Here is a 15,874-nt window from a genome sequence, read left to right on the forward strand (position 1 = left end):
AAATCTACCACATTCACTTATAATTCTTCTTTAAAGACTCAATAATCCCCTTCAAAGTATCTAAGAGTTTTGGATCTTTTCTGACCTCGGATAAAAGCTCTTTCTCTTTATCCGTTAAAGTATCGCTGTTTTTAACCTCAAGCATGTCTCCTGTTCCATTGACTAGCCATTCAATACTGATATTATGTTCCTTATTTAGCCTTAAAACTACCTGAATAGGAAGAGATTTAGATCTTCCATTGACGATTTCACTGAGGTTGCTAGGTTGCATTCCGTATTTTTCAGCAAACTCCTTCTGTTTCAGATTCAGATAGGAAAAAAGATTCTTATAATCATTTTTTTTCATAAAACTACAGGATAATTGTATTTTCTTATTGATAATCCAATGATGCTGGATTATATGGTGATATATACATCGATACTGAATTTTTTAAAACCTGCGGTCAAGTAGAAACGAGAGGAATTTCGTGCTTGTCGCACTAATGAGAGGAAAAAACAAAGGAGAACCCATGCAAAGACTACTATTAGAGTTTATAGATGACTCAGACTATGAGCTAATTCTGTCAATAGCCAGGCGTCTCAACTGCAAAATCATTCCCAACGAAACGGAAGAAGAGCCAGCAAGAAATGGTACCGAGCTTTCACCGGAGAAAAAAGCCGAACTCGAAAGACGACTCACTGACTACCAAAACAATCCAAATGACACCTACACTATGGAAGACGTAAAAAAAGAACTGGAGGAGAAATTTGGCAGAAAAATATAGACTACGTCGGGAGGCAAAAGAAGAACTGGTATCAGCCGCAGAATGGTATGAAAACAAACAACCGGGGCTCGGAGAAGAGTTCTATAATGAGGCATTGGAGAAAATTGAAAAAATCTCTAATAAGCCAAATTCATACTCTACCTTTTTTAAAAACTTCCGCAAAGCCAGCCTGGAAAAGTTTCCCTACTGGATTGTCTATATTGTCCAGTCGCCTATTGTCTTAGTGCTATCGGTCTGGCATAAAAAAAGAGACCCGGAAGCATTACAAAAAAAGTTAGAGAAAGAATAAGCACAGGAAAAAAAATATAAACATCAACACCTATTTTTCCGGAGCCGGGCTTTTTGAAATCGGTCTTTTGCAAGCCGGGCTTGAAGTTCAACAGAGTTTCGAGATAGACTCCACATGTTGTAAGACACAAAGAAATAATTTCCAACATGAGGTTTCGGAAAGAGACATTTCCAAGAAGCTTGTCTTTGATGAGAAAGAATGTGATGTTATGCTCGCAACCTATCCCTGCACAAAGTATTCAACCGCTGCTGATATTAGCGGAACTCGAACCGGGGATGATTTATTCCTGCATTTCTTCCGGCATATTGCTATTAAGAAACCGGAAGTTTACGTGGTGGAGAATGTTCCGGGCATGAAGAAGTTTCCTGTTGTAATGGAAGCCATGACAAAACTACCTGAATATTATGTATCCGTTTTCTGTCCTGTTTATACCCACAAGTTTTTACCCCAGAAGAGAGATAGACTTATCCTCATTGGTTCCAAGAAACATTTTGCTTGGAGAGAGCCGGAAGTATCCAGAAAAGTATCTTTGAAAGAAATCCTTGAGAAAGATGTAAGTATTAAAATTCCGAACTATGTGTATAAAAGGTTAGATGGAAGCTATCGCGATAAACCTATCATCTCTGACCCGGAAGCAGGAGACATTGCACCGACCTGTGTAGCACATTATGCAAAGGATAGAGGCACAAGGCTTGTGAAAGATAAGTCTTTTCCTCGTGGTGTAAGACCCTATACAACCCTTGAGTATGCAAGACTTCAGGGAGTTCCTGATTGGTTTCAATTTCACGGGACAGAAAGTCAAGTTTATAAACAAATCGGTAATGGTGTTCCTACGGTATTCGGTCTCTGGATAGGAAAAGAATTGAAGAGATATTTTAAATAAATCATCTCTTACGATATTTCTATTGACTATAGACACTTGTTTTGTATTAACAAAACATCCGTTATAAAAAAAGGTGCCGGCGCTCCCTGAGCAAGCGAAGCGTGCCGAAGGGCAGCACCCTAAATGTAGATTATTTTATTTTCTTTTTTTCAATGTTTCCGGATTACGTTTATTATGCCAGACGGCAATAATCGAAATCCACTTTTCTTTAAAAACGTAATATAGGGAGAATGGAAAACGCTTTAGATAGGCTTTTTGCACCGACGAATCTTTTTTATCTCTACTTACTTTGCTAATCTCCCTTGCCTTATCGAAGACTTCAATAGCAAAGTCACGTCCTAAACCCTCTTTCTGTTTTTCATACCAGAGAAAAGAGTCTTCCAAATCGTTTTTCGCTTCCGGTTCAAAACGATAATTGTCCTCATCATATTCAGACATTTCTAAATTCCCCCCAAACTCTCTTCGATGTCCTTTCTTGTATAGCCATTATGTGGATTTTCTTCCATACGTTTTAAGCGTACTTGTAGCTCGGCCTGAGCTTCCGGTGTTTCAGAATCCGGTTTTTCGTCCAATACGATAACTACTGTATAGCTTCCGGGTTCTATTTCTTGTGGCAAAGTCGCTTTCAGGCTACCATCTTCTGCCACCTCTGCTCTTACTTCGTAGTGTTGCATAAATATGCTCCTTCTTGTTTTCCCGCTTTCCAAAGGTAAATACTTGACGTAAAAGCTCAAACGATGGAAAGCTTGGGTAACTGGTATGACCAATATATTAACGGTATTTCGGTAAGTCAATAAAATATACGAAAATACCGCATACATTTATGAAAAAAGAACAGTATAAAGAATTATTTTCTTACTTAAATACTACACAGAGGGCTTTTGCGCTGAAACATGAAATTCCCGTTTCTACTTTGAGCGACATAGTTAATGGGAGGATTAAATCTCTTCCAAAAGAAATTATAGAGAAGCTCCATGAAGAATACGGTATCCGTTATGAATGGTTGGTTACCGGCAAGGGAAGCATGACTTCGGTTGAAACCAATAATCTCACGGCAGATGAGGAAAGTATTATAGATGAACTTAGAAAAGACCCTAAACTAATCGGAGCTATAAAAAGCTTTATTAAAGCTTTGAAGGAAAACTATAAGTAATACCTTATATTAAGAATCTGTAAACCAAAACCGGACTGCGAAAGTTGTTTTCTAAAACTCCGGTGCAGTTTTACTTAGGAAAATTTCAGCTCTGAACAATTTTCTAATCAATCCAATTTTCAATTTGGATTCCCTGAATTCTTTCAAAATGTTTTACATTTCTTGTAACCAGAATCATTTGATTCGCAATCGCAGAACAACCTATAAGCAGATCAATTACATCCAATCTGGTTCCGGCTTTTTCTAAACGAGCCTTTTCTTTCGCAAAGAGTTCCATACAGTTGCTCAAAGGAACTATCTTAATAGAACTTTTAAAATCTTTGAGTTTTTGAGTATTTCGGTCTTTGTTATTAGAAGAACTTTTTTCTACACCATAGAGAAGTTCCGCCACCGTTAATTCAGATACATAACAATTTTCTAAACCTACACTCCGTATTTTCTCTGCAAGCTCATATAAGCCTTTTATGTAGTAGATACAGATATTTGTATCAAGAAGGTATCGGTTCATAAATCTACTTCCCTTTCTCTTTGAGTCCTCGAAGAATAAATCATATCAATGAGTTCATCAGCGGATTCTTCTGTATCCCAGGAACCAAAACAACTGTAGAATAGTTCTTCCTTTTTCTTTTCTTCGGTTCCTTGTTTTAAAATAGAATTAGAAATCCTTGATATAATCTCAACTTTTTGTCTCACTTCGTAGGTATCAATAATCTTTAGCAGGTTTTCTACCACTTCTTCAAATTGTTTATCTACCGGTTCTAAGATTTCATTTATCATGTGACACCTCCTATAGAACCTTTACTTTGCTTCATAAATCGTTTCAATGCAAGCTTTTTTAAAAAACTCAGCATAGGAATTGGCTTGACGCAAAGCTTCTTCCAGTGAAAAGATTAGATAGTTAATATGACCAGTATATGATCACGAATCAGGAATGTCAAGCCTCATTGATCATATTTCGATCACACAATGAAAAAAGAACAATACAAAGAACTTTTTGATTTTCTGAATCTAAGCCAGAGAGGTTTTGCCAGAGAATATAATATACCCGCTTCTACGATTAGTGAAATAGTAAACGGTAGAATCAAGAATCTCCCGCTTGAGGTTGCCTACCGCCTGCATAAAGAATGTGGAATCAGCTTGGATTGGCTTGTTAAAGGCGAGGGGGCAATGTTTGACACGAAAAATACAGATACTTTTAGCAACGAAGAAACCGAACTTTTCCTGGAACTCAGAAAAGACCCTAAATTAATCGGAGCTATAAAAAGCTTTATTAAAGCTTTAAAAGAAAATTATAAGTAAAGGCTTATATTCTAAATCTGCAAACCAAGGCCGAACTGCGAAAACTGCTTTTTAAAACCCCGGTGCAGTTTCACTTGTAGTTCTTCTTTAAAGAATCAATCAAATTCTTAATAGTATCCAGAAGTCTCGGATCTTTCCTTAATTCACCAAGAATCTCTTTTTCTTTATCACTCAAAGCATCTGAACCTTTTACCTCCAGCATACTTCCGGTTCCGCTTGTGAGCCACTCTATGCTGATATTATGTTCTTTATAGAGCCGAGCTACAACCTCTATAGGAAATTTCCTTCCTTTACCATTTACGATTTCACTTAAATGAGAGGTCTGCATTCCATACTTTGCAGCGAAATCTTTCTGGGTAGTATTTAGGTAAGAAAAGAGTGCTTTAAAATCTTCTTTATTCATAAATAAATTCTAAAAACAATAATTATTTATTGAAAATTCCATACATGGAATTTATTATAGTTATATATCAATTATAGAATTCAATCTATCCCTGTCACTAAGAAACAGGGTCTCAGATTCAACAGGAGAGCATTATGCAGGTGAACAAACACATCGAAACCTTCTGGCAGGGGGAAAGGACGATTTTTTTATTAACAAAAACATTTTGACAACTTAAAATATATCAATATTTATAATTAAAAAGGAGTGTAGAACATTGAAAACTTTAGTATTACAATTTGAAGAAGAACAGGACTTTGAACTAATCCTATCGATTGCCAGAAGGCTCAATTCTAGAATAGTTGAGACTGAACTACAAGAATTAGACAATGAAAATGCAGAGTTTTCAGAAGAGATGAAGGAAGAGCTCGAAAGGAGGCTTTCTCTTTATCAACTAAACCCGGAGGATACATACACCCTCGAAGATGTGAAAAGTGAACTGGAAGAACGATTTGGAAGGAAAATACAGGCACAAACTACGTAAAGAAGCCAGGGAAGAACTTTTATCCGCTGCGGAATGGTATGAAAGCAAGAAAGAAGGATTGGGAGAGGAGTTCTATAATGAAGTAGAGAATAAAATAAAGCAATTATCAGAAAAGCCAGATTCTCACTCAAAATTCTTTAAAGATTTTCGCAGAGCAAGCCTGGAAAAATTTCCTTATTGGATAATGTATATCTTTCAAGCACCTATTGTTTTAATATTATCTATCTGGCACAAGAAAAAGAATCCGGATACCTTGATTGAGAAATTAGACAAATAAAATTCAACAGGAGAGCCTTATGCAGGCAAACAAACACATCGAAACCTTCTGGCAGCACTGGCAGGGGGAAAGGCCGGAAAAAAGCCTTGTAGAACAAATAAACAAAGCTCTCAAGGAATCTCTCTATACTTCCGGTCTTATCAAACTCAAGGCCCTTGAATCATTAGACGGTCTGGTAACAGAAAATAAGGTTTACCGGGTTCTTCTAAAGAAGGATGAACATTTCCCGGAAGGAGAAGAGTGTATTCTTGCCGACAACCAGGAAGACTACATCACTCTTACCTGTTTTAAGAAGGAATTTCTATGATACTGGGTGAAATAGTTCTTCTATTCGCAGGTGTACTATTCATCGGGAAAGTCTGGGGAAAAATTCGTCCTATGGTAGAAATCAAGAAGGATGATGTTACCTATCACGCAGGTATCAGCCATACAGAAAAGAAAGGTATGATTCCTCTGACCAAAGAAGATCTGCTGAATGCAAATGGAAAACTAAAATCCAAAGTTGAAAAAAGGAGTAAGTAAAACCTTATATTCTAAACCTGTAAACCAAAACCGGACTGCGAAAGTTGTTTTCTAAAACTCCGGTGCAGTTTTACTTAGGAAAATTTCAGCTCTAAACAATTTTCTAATCAATCCAATTCTCAATTTGAATTCCCTGAATTCTTTCAAAATGTTTACCATTTCTTGTAACCAGAATCATTTTATTAGCAATCGCAGAACAACCTATAAGTAGATCGATTACATCCAATCTGGTTCCGGCTTTTTCTAAACGAGCCTTTTCTTTCGCAAAGAGTTCCATACAGTTGATTTAAAATGGTCTGTTTCAATTTGTATTTGTGGGAAGTTTTTGTTCGGGATAGGATAGTTTTAATTCCCGGATACCATATTCCTGAAAAGCTTCTTCTAAATCTACATCTGTAGTATTTCTTATAATGCTGAGGCTATTTTCTAAAAGGTGAAAATGGAAAATTACCCTATAAAACGGAATACTATTTTCAAAACCGGAAGCTATTAACAAAAAATGTAAGGAAGAAGGATCTATAACTTTATAAAAGGACATATCACCACCCTCCGGTTTAGCTTGTTCATAATACTCTAAAAAGTTAATTAAGGCTTTTATTACATTTTCTACTGAATCCACTTATAAATTTCCTCTACTTCCGGTTTAAAGACTATCATCGGGATTTTATTTTTCCTGAGAATAGTTTGAATAAATAGCTTCTGGAAAAAACTGGAATATTTTTTATATGGAATGGCAAGGAATAATTTCCTATTTTTTCCTTCGAGTGCTTCTTTATATGCAATATACTGCCCTATAGCAGTATAAAACTCGTATATATTCGATAAATTACCAAAAGTTTTTATTTCTACGGCTATTTTTTGATTTCCTTTTTGTGCAGTCAATAATTTTTCAGCACCAATATCTATAAAGAAATCCATATCCTCAAGAGGAATATAGAGGGGATCATGAGTGATTTTCCATCCATCTTTTTGAAGTGCTTTAATAAATTGAAAATGGTATTTAGGGGTTCCTGAAAAAGTTCCTTTGTTGTATTATTCCAAACGTTATCTTTTTTTAGAAAAGTTTATTAAATTAATAATATATTACTTTTATAGAGTATTAGGCTTTCAGTATAATCGAAATGCCGAATAGCTTTGTTTGTTTTATCTCTATAATACATAAAAAAACGATAAAAAAGAAGCCTTAGCTTCTTTTCCAAATTCATTACCAGGACTATTAAGGCTATAACTGTTTTTCCTGTTTTAGATAATTTAGCCATAATCCTATCCATCCCGTATTTTCTCTTTCCCTCTCCAAACTTACCTTCAACTGAATTTCTAATTGAAGCATTCTCCTTTTCGTAATCCACTCCTTTTAAGGGGCGGCCAAGTGGTTTACCTGCCATTTTAATTCCATGTTCTTTACAAAAATCTCGATTTTCTTTATTCCTAAATATTTTATCTACATGAACAATAGATGGATAGTGTCCATTTGTATTTTTATAGTTTTCTAATATTGAGATAAACAAGACTCCTTCATTATAACTGTTCCAATCACAAATTTCAATCCTACTAAACCCTTCTGTCATTGATATTGTTAACTTTGCACCAAATTCAGTCTTGGCAGCATCCTTGCCTCTTTTTATCGGACGAATATGTGGCTGCGATATACTTACTATTCTATTATCCACACGGCGGGTATTATTTTCATACATTTCAAGCTGTTGTCTGTATACTTCATGAATCACTAATAAACACTTATACCAGTACCTGTTTAAATCTTCGAGCTTAGAGCCATTTTGAAGCAGTTCTGAGATTGTTTGAAGGTTCCTCCTTATATAGTTTAACTGTTGCTTGATTGCCTTTCTTAACCCTCTTCCTCCTTTTTGTTTTCTCCTGGTATATGATAAAAATTGTTTTCTTGCTCTTTTTCTATATGTACGGGGCTTTTTTATTTTGCCTACCAGCGGCTTAAACAATTCATCGATGATATGTTCTGTTTTTTCTCGTGCTTCATTCAATATGGAAATATCTGTTGGATAACGAATATCCTTGTCTAACTTTCCATCAAAAGGTAACTTGAAATTTTCAAATTCTGGTTGGTTTTTAGATGTTTCTCTATACATATTTTTCCTGGAGGTGAAAGGGTTTTGGACTTTTTTTAATATTTCCTTGCACTTTACTTTTGAAGATCCTATAAATACAAGTATTTTATTATACTTTAAAGCCGGTTTCGCAATATTCAGGAAGCCCTAAATAGGATATTTTACTTTACGTTTTTACTATTTACTTTCTTCAGTCTTCTCTAAACAACACATAATCCCTGCCAGCGATGTCTCTCGTCACCATAGGCGTTTGTTTTCCCTTTGTCAGCGGTTCTACGTTTTCCAGTATATACTGCCTGAAAGATTTGGCAGTGATGGACTTTTCCTTTTTCGCTTTGTCGTTTAAAATGGCATCCTTGATAGTGAAGGTAAAGGCTCCGTTCTTCCAGTCTCCTGATTCCAGGGCTGCCTGACTTCCCGAAGCGGCACTGATTTCCATAGTTCCGTTGCCTCTTCTGAGTTCGGGAAAGAGTTTTAGAAGTTCCTTTTGTTCTAATAGATAAGCCTGCCTGAGTTCTTTTCTGCTCAGACCTGTTTTTTTATCTATCTTCCTGTCTTCGGCTTCTTCCTGTAGATCACCTTTGAATACGACTCCTCTATTATGTAAGGACTTTGAGGAGGTGACTTTATGTTTCTTTATTTCAGCTGCAACTTGGGAACTTGGTTGGTAATCTCTCAATTCCGGTTTTTCTCCCGACTGACAGCTATCAATGAGAAGTAGCTTTTGCCTGGCCTGAATACCATCTAAGGCATAACGTATGGCTTCCATGGGAATTCCTTTTTCCCAGGGTTTATTAGAGTATGAGTTATAAGTCATATAGTAATATACGTCCAAAACACTTTTATTCTGAGTTAAATCACCGATTGTGTGCGGAATGTTCAATTCTTTTTGGAGGTTTTTTATTTCTTGGACTGAAGTATTGGCACGGACTCCGTGACCGGAAAGGAAGAACACTACTGTATCGTCCACGCTTGTTTTTTCTAATTTCTTACGTATGTCCTGTATGATGCTTCTGCTGATTTCTTTATCCTTATAGCTCAAATGAATGATTTTGTCGTAACCTTTGTTTTGCCTGTTCTTTTTTTCAAAGAGATTTTCTAAGTCTTTTGTATCTTTGATGGAATAGTGTAAATTAGAGAGGTCGCTTTCTCCGCTGGATTTATATTGCTCTGTTCCGAGTGTAACTACATACAAATTCTTCTCTCTTCTTTTTTTGAATTCGTATTTCATTTCAAACTTGTAGCGGTTGGACTCGATACCATCTTCCGTATAACCCACGAGTTCAATCCAGTTATGACCCGGGTCGTCACCTACATCCGGTAGGGTGGAGAGGGTAATATCATCAGCTACAGTTTGAACTTTTTTGGATTTGGGAAACTTCTTCATGAGTTGTCCGTGAATGGGAACACCTCTTACAAATATCTTGTAGCCTACCACATCTAAGTTCGATTCTTTCTCATCCTGAATTTGAAAGGAGAGTTTTATCTTTGGATTATTTGTGGTGAAATCGTAGTTTTCTGCCTCCACGTCTTTACCGTCCACTTTTACCTTGGTAATATTAGCAGAGTGGACTTTGTTTTCACTGCTGAGTTGTTCCGGTTTGAATCCATTTTTTATTACACGGTTTTCGTAGTAGGTTTTTATAAGACTGATTCTGTTATCATAATCCTGAGATCTTGTTTGGTAGTCTTTTTCTGATTCGTTCTCTGCCTTTTTATCCAACAAAAATCCTTTCAGTCTTTTTAAAATAATATCAGGGCGATTGAACTTGAGGTCAAATTGATCAAAGTCATAGACTTTGCCTTCTTTCTTAAACGAAACATAGTTCAAGACAGATTCGTTTGTTACCATGTAGTAGTTTTCGGGTGTGTAGTACATAGAATGACCATCATTGAAGAGGAGTTGGGTTACGAGCAGCTCGCCAGTGTCGGTATTCCAGTAGCGGATGGAGGAATCTTTAGAAAAAGAAATTAATAGATTGAATTCTTCTTTAAATATGTATTTTATAATTTCTGATGAAAAATGTTCGAAAGAATGAAGAAGTTTTCCTGAGTCAATACTCCAAATTTTAATTTTTCTATCATAAGAATAAGATATAAGTTTCTTCTCACTTTTTGCTAATTGAACTCTAAGGATAGCAGATGTTCCTTCTAAGGTTGTTTGTAATTCTCCTGTTTTTATATTCCAGATTTTTATTGTTCCATCTGCAGAATAGGAAATAAGTTTATTTTCGTCTTTTGTTAATAGTACTCCATTTATATTACCAGTATGTCCTTCAAAAGATTGCAATAATTTTCCGCTTTTATTATTAAATATACTAAAAATACTCCAATATTTAATATCCCATATTTTCACTATGCCAATCATATATCCTGAATAAGAAATAAGTTTTTTTTCATCTTCGGTTAAAAGAACACCATTTGTATATAATACATGTCCTTCTGTATATTTGGTATGTCCATTTAGGGATTGCAATAGTTTTCCTGATAATATATCCCATATTTGTACGGAGTTATTATCCCTACAGTAAGAAATAATTTTTTTTTCGTCTTTTGTGAATATTAATCCAGATAATGGTTCTTTTATTTCTAAAGATTTTAATAATCTTCCAGTTTCCATATCCCAAATTTTGATTGTTCGATCATTAGAATAAGAAATAATTTTTTTTTCATCTTTTGTTAATTGAACTCTTTTTATCCAATTAATGTGTCCTTCCAGGGAATGGATTAACTTTCCTGATTCCATATCCCAAATTTTGATTGTTTTATCATACTCAGAATAGGAAATGATTTTCTTTTCATTTTTAGTTAATTGAACTCCACTTATAGGATCAGTATGTCCTTCTAAGGAATGGATTATTTTTCCAGTTTCCATTTCCCTGATTTTGATCGTATATTTTTTATTTATTAAATTTCGGACAGTATAAATGAGTTTCTTTTTGTTTATTTCAAATTGAGCTAATTCTATTATACTATTATGCCCTTCTAGGGAATGGATTAACTTGCCTGTCTTTATTTCCCAGATTTTTATAGTTCCATCTGCAGAATAAGAAATGATTTTCTTTTCATCTTTTGTTAATTGAACTCCTTCTACCCTATTCGTGTGTCCTTCCAAGAAATGGATTAACTTTCCTGATCCAACTACCCATATTCTTATTGTATCATCCCAAGAATAAGAAATGATTTTCTTTTCATCTTTGGTTAGTTGAACTCCACTTACTCCATTAGTATGTCCTTCTAAGGAATGGATCAATTTTCCAGTTTCCATTTCCCAGATTTTAATGGTGTTATCTCCAGAATAGGATATAAGCTTTTTTCCATCTTTGCTTAATTTTACTCCACTTACTCCATTAGTATGTCCTTCTAAGGAATGGATCAATTTTCCAGTTTCCATTTCCCAGATTTTAATGGTGTTATCTTCAGAATATGATATAAGCTTTTTTCCATCTTTACTTAATTGAACTCCACTTACTCCATTAGTATGTCCTTCTAAAGAATGAATTACTTTTTCTGATTTAATTTCTATTATTTCTATTACTTTACTATATGAATATGGAATAATTTTTTCTTCATCAGCTGTTATTTGAATCCCATAAACAAAAGCATACCATTTCAACGATTTGATTAGCTTTCCTGTTTTTAGTTCCCAAATTTTAATTGTTGCATCATGTGAATAAGAAATGAGTTTCGTTTCGTCTTTTGTTAATTGAATTCCATTCACATAATTAGTATGTTCCTCTAGAGAATGTAATAGTTTTCCTGATGATGTTTCCCAGATTTTTATTGTGCCATCCATAGCGTAAGAAATAAGTTTACTATTATCTCTAGTTAAATGAATTCCGGTTATCCACCATGTATGTCCTTCTAATGAATACAATAGTTTTCCCGATGATGTTTCCCAGATTTTTATAGTTCCATCATCAGAATAAGAAATGAGTTTCTTTTCGTCTTTTGTTAATTGAACTCCCTTTATACCCCCAGTATGCCCTTCTAGCGATTGTAATAATTTCTCTGTTTTTATATCCCAAATCTTTATTGTATAATCAGAAGAATAAGAAATAAGTTTCTTTCCGTCTTTTGTAAGCAGAATCCCGCTGACGCTTGAGCTATGCCCGTTCTGGATCATGAGTTCCACTTTATTTTTATCTACAGAGGTTTTTTGCTTTGTGGAGTTCATCATACCCGACTTTTTCTTCACAGGTGTCTGGGATAAGAAGATGAATAATAAAATAAATATATATAATATTTTAAATTTCATAATCGTTTGTTTCCTTTAATAAAGTAATATAATATTTATCTTCTCAAAAATCAGTAACCCCGCTCTAAAGAACAGGGCTAAGATAAGGTAGAACTTGTTATGCTCTGCATATTGTAGAGTCCACAGTTTTTAAACCAGACTTTACAGATCAGGCTAAAGCCCTCAAGCCTCTATCTTCCATTCTCAATCCTCTGCCATTCTTTCTCCTACTTCCTAACCTTAATCAAAGTCCTGTGCCATTGATCTTTTCTAAATTCATTTAGATCCATTTGGGATAGCTTATTTCTTACAGTTGAATAAAATAACTTCAAATCCTCGGATGCAAAAAAAGCTTTAAAACCCGGCTTGGTAAATGCTCTTAGAAATCCAGTAATATCCTTCGGATTATCTTCTGTTAATTCCTGATTAAACGACTTTTTCTCTATTTTCCCTTTATTAAATCCGGCTTGAACAAAGGCATGGATTATTTCGTCTTCAGCAGGATAGTAAAGCGGGAAGTTGATTTTAGCTTTATATTTTTGAAATTTAGCTTCATTCAATACTTCCTGAATCAAATCCCATAACTTCTGAAGTTGCCCTTCATGACCGAATTGCACTACTACAATTCCATCTTTTTTTAAAACCCTGTATATATTCTGAATAGCTTTAGTAAAATTTCCAATAGCCCATGATTTGTATTTTTCTTTCTCCTGCCCGGATAAATGCGAATAAATTATTTCATCCATTTTATAGGGTGGTTGCCAGTGCAGGCCCTCATTCGATGTTATAATATCCATGCTCTCCGGTTCGAGAGGCAATTCAAAAAAAGATCCGACAACGCCTTTTATACTATTTTTTGATCCATCTATAAGAAGCTTAACATTATCTTCCGTATAATCCAAACCGGTCATGTTAATTTTTGTATTGAGATATTCTTTTTCCAACCTCTGTTTTATCCCAATGCTTAGATTACCCGGGCCGCAGGCTAAATCAACGACGCTGAACTCATTGGATTCTTTTAGATATAACTTTGCATATTCAACCAAAGACTCCAGTAGTATCCGACCTATTGCTTTTTGTGAAGAGGAATATTTTTCATATTCTTTACCCATGTGAAAATGTTCGTCTGTTTTTTTGTTTTCTGTATTCATTAGTTTTCTCTAAAATACTCCTATATCATTATCTCACCAGATAAATCTCTGTCAGAATATTATCCTGAAATCGAAGATAAAAAACGGATCGATTGCTCAAAGTATATTTGCGAAAGCCTCCCTGATTCTGGTATTTTTTCCCCAGGATTTTCTCTACTGCTTCTATATTCATACCCGTCTTCAGGTTGTTATTTGTCTTGAGGTTTGATTCATGTAAAAAATAGATTTCACGAACCTTACCCGAACACACTATTACACGTGAGTTTTTCTTCTTATAATACATTGCCTCACAGTCTAAATTTTTTTCATTGTCCAACTCGTCTTTGATTGTAAAAGCAGTTGTTACCTCAGGGTCTTTCCACTTCTTACTCACAATGCTTTTATCATCTCCCATTTTAATTCCTTCAATACTGACTTCAATGGAAAGGGGTTGAAATTTTGTTTTTAAACCCAATTCTTCTTTAATATAAGCTGCCCATTTGGACTCAGAATCAAAATCACTTAGATAGTATTCACCTAATTTTTTTGCGTCTTCCTTTTTCTTATTGGCACGGGCAATTAAAACCGAATTCAATAAAACAGTTGTTGTTTCAGGAATATAGTAAGGATCAAAACTCTTCCTAATACTTGCCTTCTCTTCCATTTGTTTAATGTACTCATTATCACTATACTCTGATTTGAAACCTAATGCCTGGATTTTCAAACCGGTTGATATATTTATTAACAAACTCATGATTAGATTGAGTGCTTCTTCTTTTTTTTCCGCAATCAAATAGACAACCGCTAAATTATTAATGGTTTGGATTCCACCCGCTCTTGCAGCGAATTCGGATAATACCACGGCTCTATCCCTTTCTTTTTTTTCATAGACAATCAAACTTGCATAATTGGAAACAAAAGCAGGATCAGGAACTGACTTATCAAAAACTTCTTTATACGCATCCTTGGCTAAGTTATATATATCCTCTTCACCCGGAATCCCGTTGAATAATCCTTTCGTTCCTTCTTTATTTACTAACATACTATCTTTAAAAGAAGGCATATCTAAAAGAGAACGTGCTCTTTTATCATCTACATTCACCGTATTAAGCCAGATCTTATGGATACATATTGCTTTTGCTTTTAATAAATCCACATTATTCTTATAAGTTTCCAATTCTAATGCAGTATCTATTGTTTTTAAAGCATTTCCGAGTCCATTTCCCAACTGTATATTAGCAAAAGCAATTTCTAATTCAGACAATAGTTTATAAAACGTTTGCTTATCGCTCGAAAACTTAGAAAGCCTATCGTTAGGCGAAGGATGGGATGCAAAGTAAGGGTTGAGGTCGTCTTCATTGTTTGTAGTTTTTTGGAAATCGGAGTGTATCTCTTTTAAAATATTAAGCATCTCTAACATCCATGCTACATCATATCCGGCTTTTTGCATGTACATCGAACCTGTCATGTCCGCGTCTATTTCAGCCTCCTGACCGAAGCGAATGTTATTGACTTCCTGAAATTGTTCTTTTTCGCTTAAAGGATCCGCCTGACCGATGACTCTCTTCATAAATTTATAGGAATGCTTATTATAGTAGTGGGCCAGTTCGTGGGCTAAAATCGGTGCGAGGAGATTTTCTTTCACAACTTCATCTCTCAGCTTTTTTTTCTTAAAAAGTTTTACTTTATCATCCAGGGTATCGAGGGTTTTGGTGTGTATAATAAATTGTCCTCCGGGAAACGCAGCTGCATTAAAGTCAGGATTTTTTAATATTGCATATTGATATTTATAGGGTTCGTTACCGGATGCTTTAATCAATTTATTGATAATTCGTTCAACGATTTTATTCCAGCCCTTATAATTTTTAATTTTTCCACCCTGAGTCTTTACATACTCCTTAAATGCAACCTCGCTATTTTCTGACATCTTCACCCAGAGAGAATCGTATAAAGTGCGAACCCCTGCAGATGTTTCTGAATGCTTTGTAATCTCGATTAAGCTATTTTTAGCCAGACTATCCTTCGGGACAAGAGTTTGATTTCCCTGTATTCTATATCTTTGCTCTTGATAAACGAATTCAAGCCTGCCATCCTTTCCCGTTTGGATTTTTGCCGTATCGGGTATTGTATTTCCGGCTACGGGATTGAGGGTTTTTCCATCATTCGTGATTTGAACTTTGCCTGTTTTGAAAGTTACGGTTGCTGTTTGGGAATATAGCTGAATGCTAAAAAAACATACAAAAATTAGAAATAAATTTCCTTTCCTGTTCATGAGTCATTCCTTTATTATAATTACATAATTATAACAAA

22 protein-coding genes are annotated in these 15,874 nt (G+C 35.0%); 9 read left to right on the forward strand and 13 right to left on the reverse strand.

Translation table 11 applies throughout. From position 1 onward, the window contains the following. Positions 1 to 13: 13 nt before the first annotated feature. Complete coding sequence (locus H7A25_14260) at positions 14 to 346, reverse strand: helix-turn-helix domain-containing protein (protein ID MCP5501067.1); 333 nt, start codon at positions 344 to 346, stop codon at positions 14 to 16. A gap of 163 nt (positions 347 to 509) precedes the next feature. Here H7A25_14260 and H7A25_14265 point away from each other — a divergent pair, with 163 nt between their 5' ends. Genes H7A25_14265 through H7A25_14275 form a run of 3 tightly spaced genes read left to right on the forward strand, consistent with a single transcriptional unit; the run spans position 510 to position 1,936 of the window. After that, on the forward strand, positions 510 to 764 hold the full coding sequence (locus tag H7A25_14265; protein MCP5501068.1) for an addiction module protein: 255 nt from the start codon (positions 510 to 512) through the stop codon (positions 762 to 764). Continuing rightward, positions 748 to 1,053 carry a type II toxin-antitoxin system RelE/ParE family toxin gene (locus H7A25_14270; GenBank protein ID MCP5501069.1) on the forward strand — a complete coding sequence of 102 codons (306 nt, stop codon included), beginning with the start codon at positions 748 to 750 and terminating at the stop codon, positions 1,051 to 1,053. Before H7A25_14265 ends, H7A25_14270 begins: the two co-directional genes overlap by 17 nt. A gap of 16 nt (positions 1,054 to 1,069) precedes the next feature. Beyond that, the gene (locus H7A25_14275) at positions 1,070 to 1,936 is read left to right on the forward strand and encodes a DNA cytosine methyltransferase (GenBank protein ID MCP5501070.1); all 867 of its coding nucleotides are present in this window, start codon (positions 1,070 to 1,072) and stop codon (positions 1,934 to 1,936) included. A gap of 135 nt (positions 1,937 to 2,071) precedes the next feature. Here the strand turns inward: H7A25_14275 and H7A25_14280 are convergent, their stop codons facing one another. Together H7A25_14280 and H7A25_14285 are read right to left on the reverse strand one after the other, a co-directional pair. Beyond that, complete coding sequence (locus H7A25_14280; GenBank protein ID MCP5501071.1) at positions 2,072 to 2,374, reverse strand: type II toxin-antitoxin system RelE/ParE family toxin; 303 nt, start codon at positions 2,372 to 2,374, stop codon at positions 2,072 to 2,074. A 2-nt stretch (positions 2,375 to 2,376) separates the two neighbouring features. Beyond that, complete coding sequence (locus H7A25_14285) at positions 2,377 to 2,610, reverse strand: hypothetical protein (GenBank protein ID MCP5501072.1); 234 nt, start codon at positions 2,608 to 2,610, stop codon at positions 2,377 to 2,379. Positions 2,611 to 2,759: 149 nt separating this feature from the next. Between H7A25_14285 and H7A25_14290 the strand changes: the two genes are divergently transcribed. Continuing rightward, the gene (locus H7A25_14290; protein ID MCP5501073.1) at positions 2,760 to 3,089 is read left to right on the forward strand and encodes a helix-turn-helix domain-containing protein; all 330 of its coding nucleotides are present in this window, start codon (positions 2,760 to 2,762) and stop codon (positions 3,087 to 3,089) included. Positions 3,090 to 3,192: 103 nt separating this feature from the next. On the opposite strand, the gene H7A25_14295 is transcribed toward H7A25_14290, so the two are convergent. Continuing rightward, positions 3,193 to 3,597, reverse strand: a complete 405-nt coding sequence (locus H7A25_14295) for a type II toxin-antitoxin system VapC family toxin (protein ID MCP5501074.1) — start codon at positions 3,595 to 3,597, stop codon at positions 3,193 to 3,195. Continuing rightward, entirely contained in the window at positions 3,594 to 3,866 is a 273-nt protein-coding gene (locus H7A25_14300; GenBank protein ID MCP5501075.1) for a hypothetical protein, read from the reverse strand. The genes H7A25_14295 and H7A25_14300 overlap by 4 nt, the downstream gene beginning before the upstream one ends. Before the next feature lie 189 nt (positions 3,867 to 4,055). On the opposite strand from H7A25_14300, the gene H7A25_14305 reads away from it, so the two are divergent. Then, entirely contained in the window at positions 4,056 to 4,388 is a 333-nt protein-coding gene (locus tag H7A25_14305; protein ID MCP5501076.1) for a helix-turn-helix domain-containing protein, read from the forward strand. A gap of 70 nt (positions 4,389 to 4,458) precedes the next feature. Here the strand turns inward: H7A25_14305 and H7A25_14310 are convergent, their stop codons facing one another. Continuing rightward, positions 4,459 to 4,791 carry a helix-turn-helix domain-containing protein gene (locus H7A25_14310; GenBank protein ID MCP5501077.1) on the reverse strand — a complete coding sequence of 111 codons (333 nt, stop codon included), beginning with the start codon at positions 4,789 to 4,791 and terminating at the stop codon, positions 4,459 to 4,461. 256 nt (positions 4,792 to 5,047) lie between these two features. On the opposite strand from H7A25_14310, the gene H7A25_14315 reads away from it, so the two are divergent. The 4 genes from H7A25_14315 to H7A25_14330 are packed head-to-tail and all read left to right on the forward strand — an operon-like array spanning position 5,048 to position 6,113. Beyond that, the gene (locus H7A25_14315; protein ID MCP5501078.1) at positions 5,048 to 5,314 is read left to right on the forward strand and encodes a hypothetical protein; all 267 of its coding nucleotides are present in this window, start codon (positions 5,048 to 5,050) and stop codon (positions 5,312 to 5,314) included. Further along, the gene (locus tag H7A25_14320; protein MCP5501079.1) at positions 5,265 to 5,591 is read left to right on the forward strand and encodes a type II toxin-antitoxin system RelE/ParE family toxin; all 327 of its coding nucleotides are present in this window, start codon (positions 5,265 to 5,267) and stop codon (positions 5,589 to 5,591) included. The genes H7A25_14315 and H7A25_14320 overlap by 50 nt, the downstream gene beginning before the upstream one ends. A gap of 19 nt (positions 5,592 to 5,610) precedes the next feature. Continuing rightward, positions 5,611 to 5,898, forward strand: a complete 288-nt coding sequence (locus tag H7A25_14325; GenBank protein MCP5501080.1) for a hypothetical protein — start codon at positions 5,611 to 5,613, stop codon at positions 5,896 to 5,898. Then, positions 5,895 to 6,113, forward strand: coding sequence for a hypothetical protein (locus H7A25_14330; GenBank protein MCP5501081.1), 219 nt, complete (start codon positions 5,895 to 5,897; stop codon positions 6,111 to 6,113). Before H7A25_14325 ends, H7A25_14330 begins: the two co-directional genes overlap by 4 nt. 103 nt (positions 6,114 to 6,216) lie before the next feature. On the opposite strand, the gene H7A25_14335 is transcribed toward H7A25_14330, so the two are convergent. The 7 genes from H7A25_14335 to H7A25_14365 all read right to left on the reverse strand — a co-directional run bounded on the left by H7A25_14335 (position 6,217) and on the right by H7A25_14365 (position 15,836). Continuing rightward, positions 6,217 to 6,390 carry a hypothetical protein gene (locus H7A25_14335; protein MCP5501082.1) on the reverse strand — a complete coding sequence of 58 codons (174 nt, stop codon included), beginning with the start codon at positions 6,388 to 6,390 and terminating at the stop codon, positions 6,217 to 6,219. Between the two features lie 24 nt (positions 6,391 to 6,414). Then, positions 6,415 to 6,732 carry a XisI protein gene (locus tag H7A25_14340; protein MCP5501083.1) on the reverse strand — a complete coding sequence of 106 codons (318 nt, stop codon included), beginning with the start codon at positions 6,730 to 6,732 and terminating at the stop codon, positions 6,415 to 6,417. Beyond that, entirely contained in the window at positions 6,720 to 7,097 is a 378-nt protein-coding gene (locus H7A25_14345) for a fatty-acid oxidation protein subunit alpha (GenBank protein MCP5501084.1), read from the reverse strand. Before H7A25_14345 ends, H7A25_14340 begins: the two co-directional genes overlap by 13 nt. An 83-nt stretch (positions 7,098 to 7,180) precedes the next feature. After that, on the reverse strand, positions 7,181 to 8,218 hold the full coding sequence (locus H7A25_14350; GenBank protein ID MCP5501085.1) for a transposase: 1,038 nt from the start codon (positions 8,216 to 8,218) through the stop codon (positions 7,181 to 7,183). Between the two features lie 169 nt (positions 8,219 to 8,387). Continuing rightward, a complete protein-coding gene (locus H7A25_14355) occupies positions 8,388 to 12,455 on the reverse strand; it encodes a caspase family protein (protein ID MCP5501086.1) in 4,068 nt (1,355 codons plus the stop codon). Positions 12,456 to 12,661: 206 nt separating this feature from the next. Then, on the reverse strand, positions 12,662 to 13,585 hold the full coding sequence (locus H7A25_14360; protein ID MCP5501087.1) for a methyltransferase domain-containing protein: 924 nt from the start codon (positions 13,583 to 13,585) through the stop codon (positions 12,662 to 12,664). Between the two features lie 28 nt (positions 13,586 to 13,613). Then, the gene (locus H7A25_14365; protein MCP5501088.1) at positions 13,614 to 15,836 is read right to left on the reverse strand and encodes a M48 family metalloprotease; all 2,223 of its coding nucleotides are present in this window, start codon (positions 15,834 to 15,836) and stop codon (positions 13,614 to 13,616) included. Positions 15,837 to 15,874 lie beyond the last annotated feature (38 nt).

This window comes from Leptospiraceae bacterium (assembly GCA_024233835.1).
Lineage (GTDB): Bacteria > Spirochaetota > Leptospiria > Leptospirales > Leptospiraceae > JACKPC01.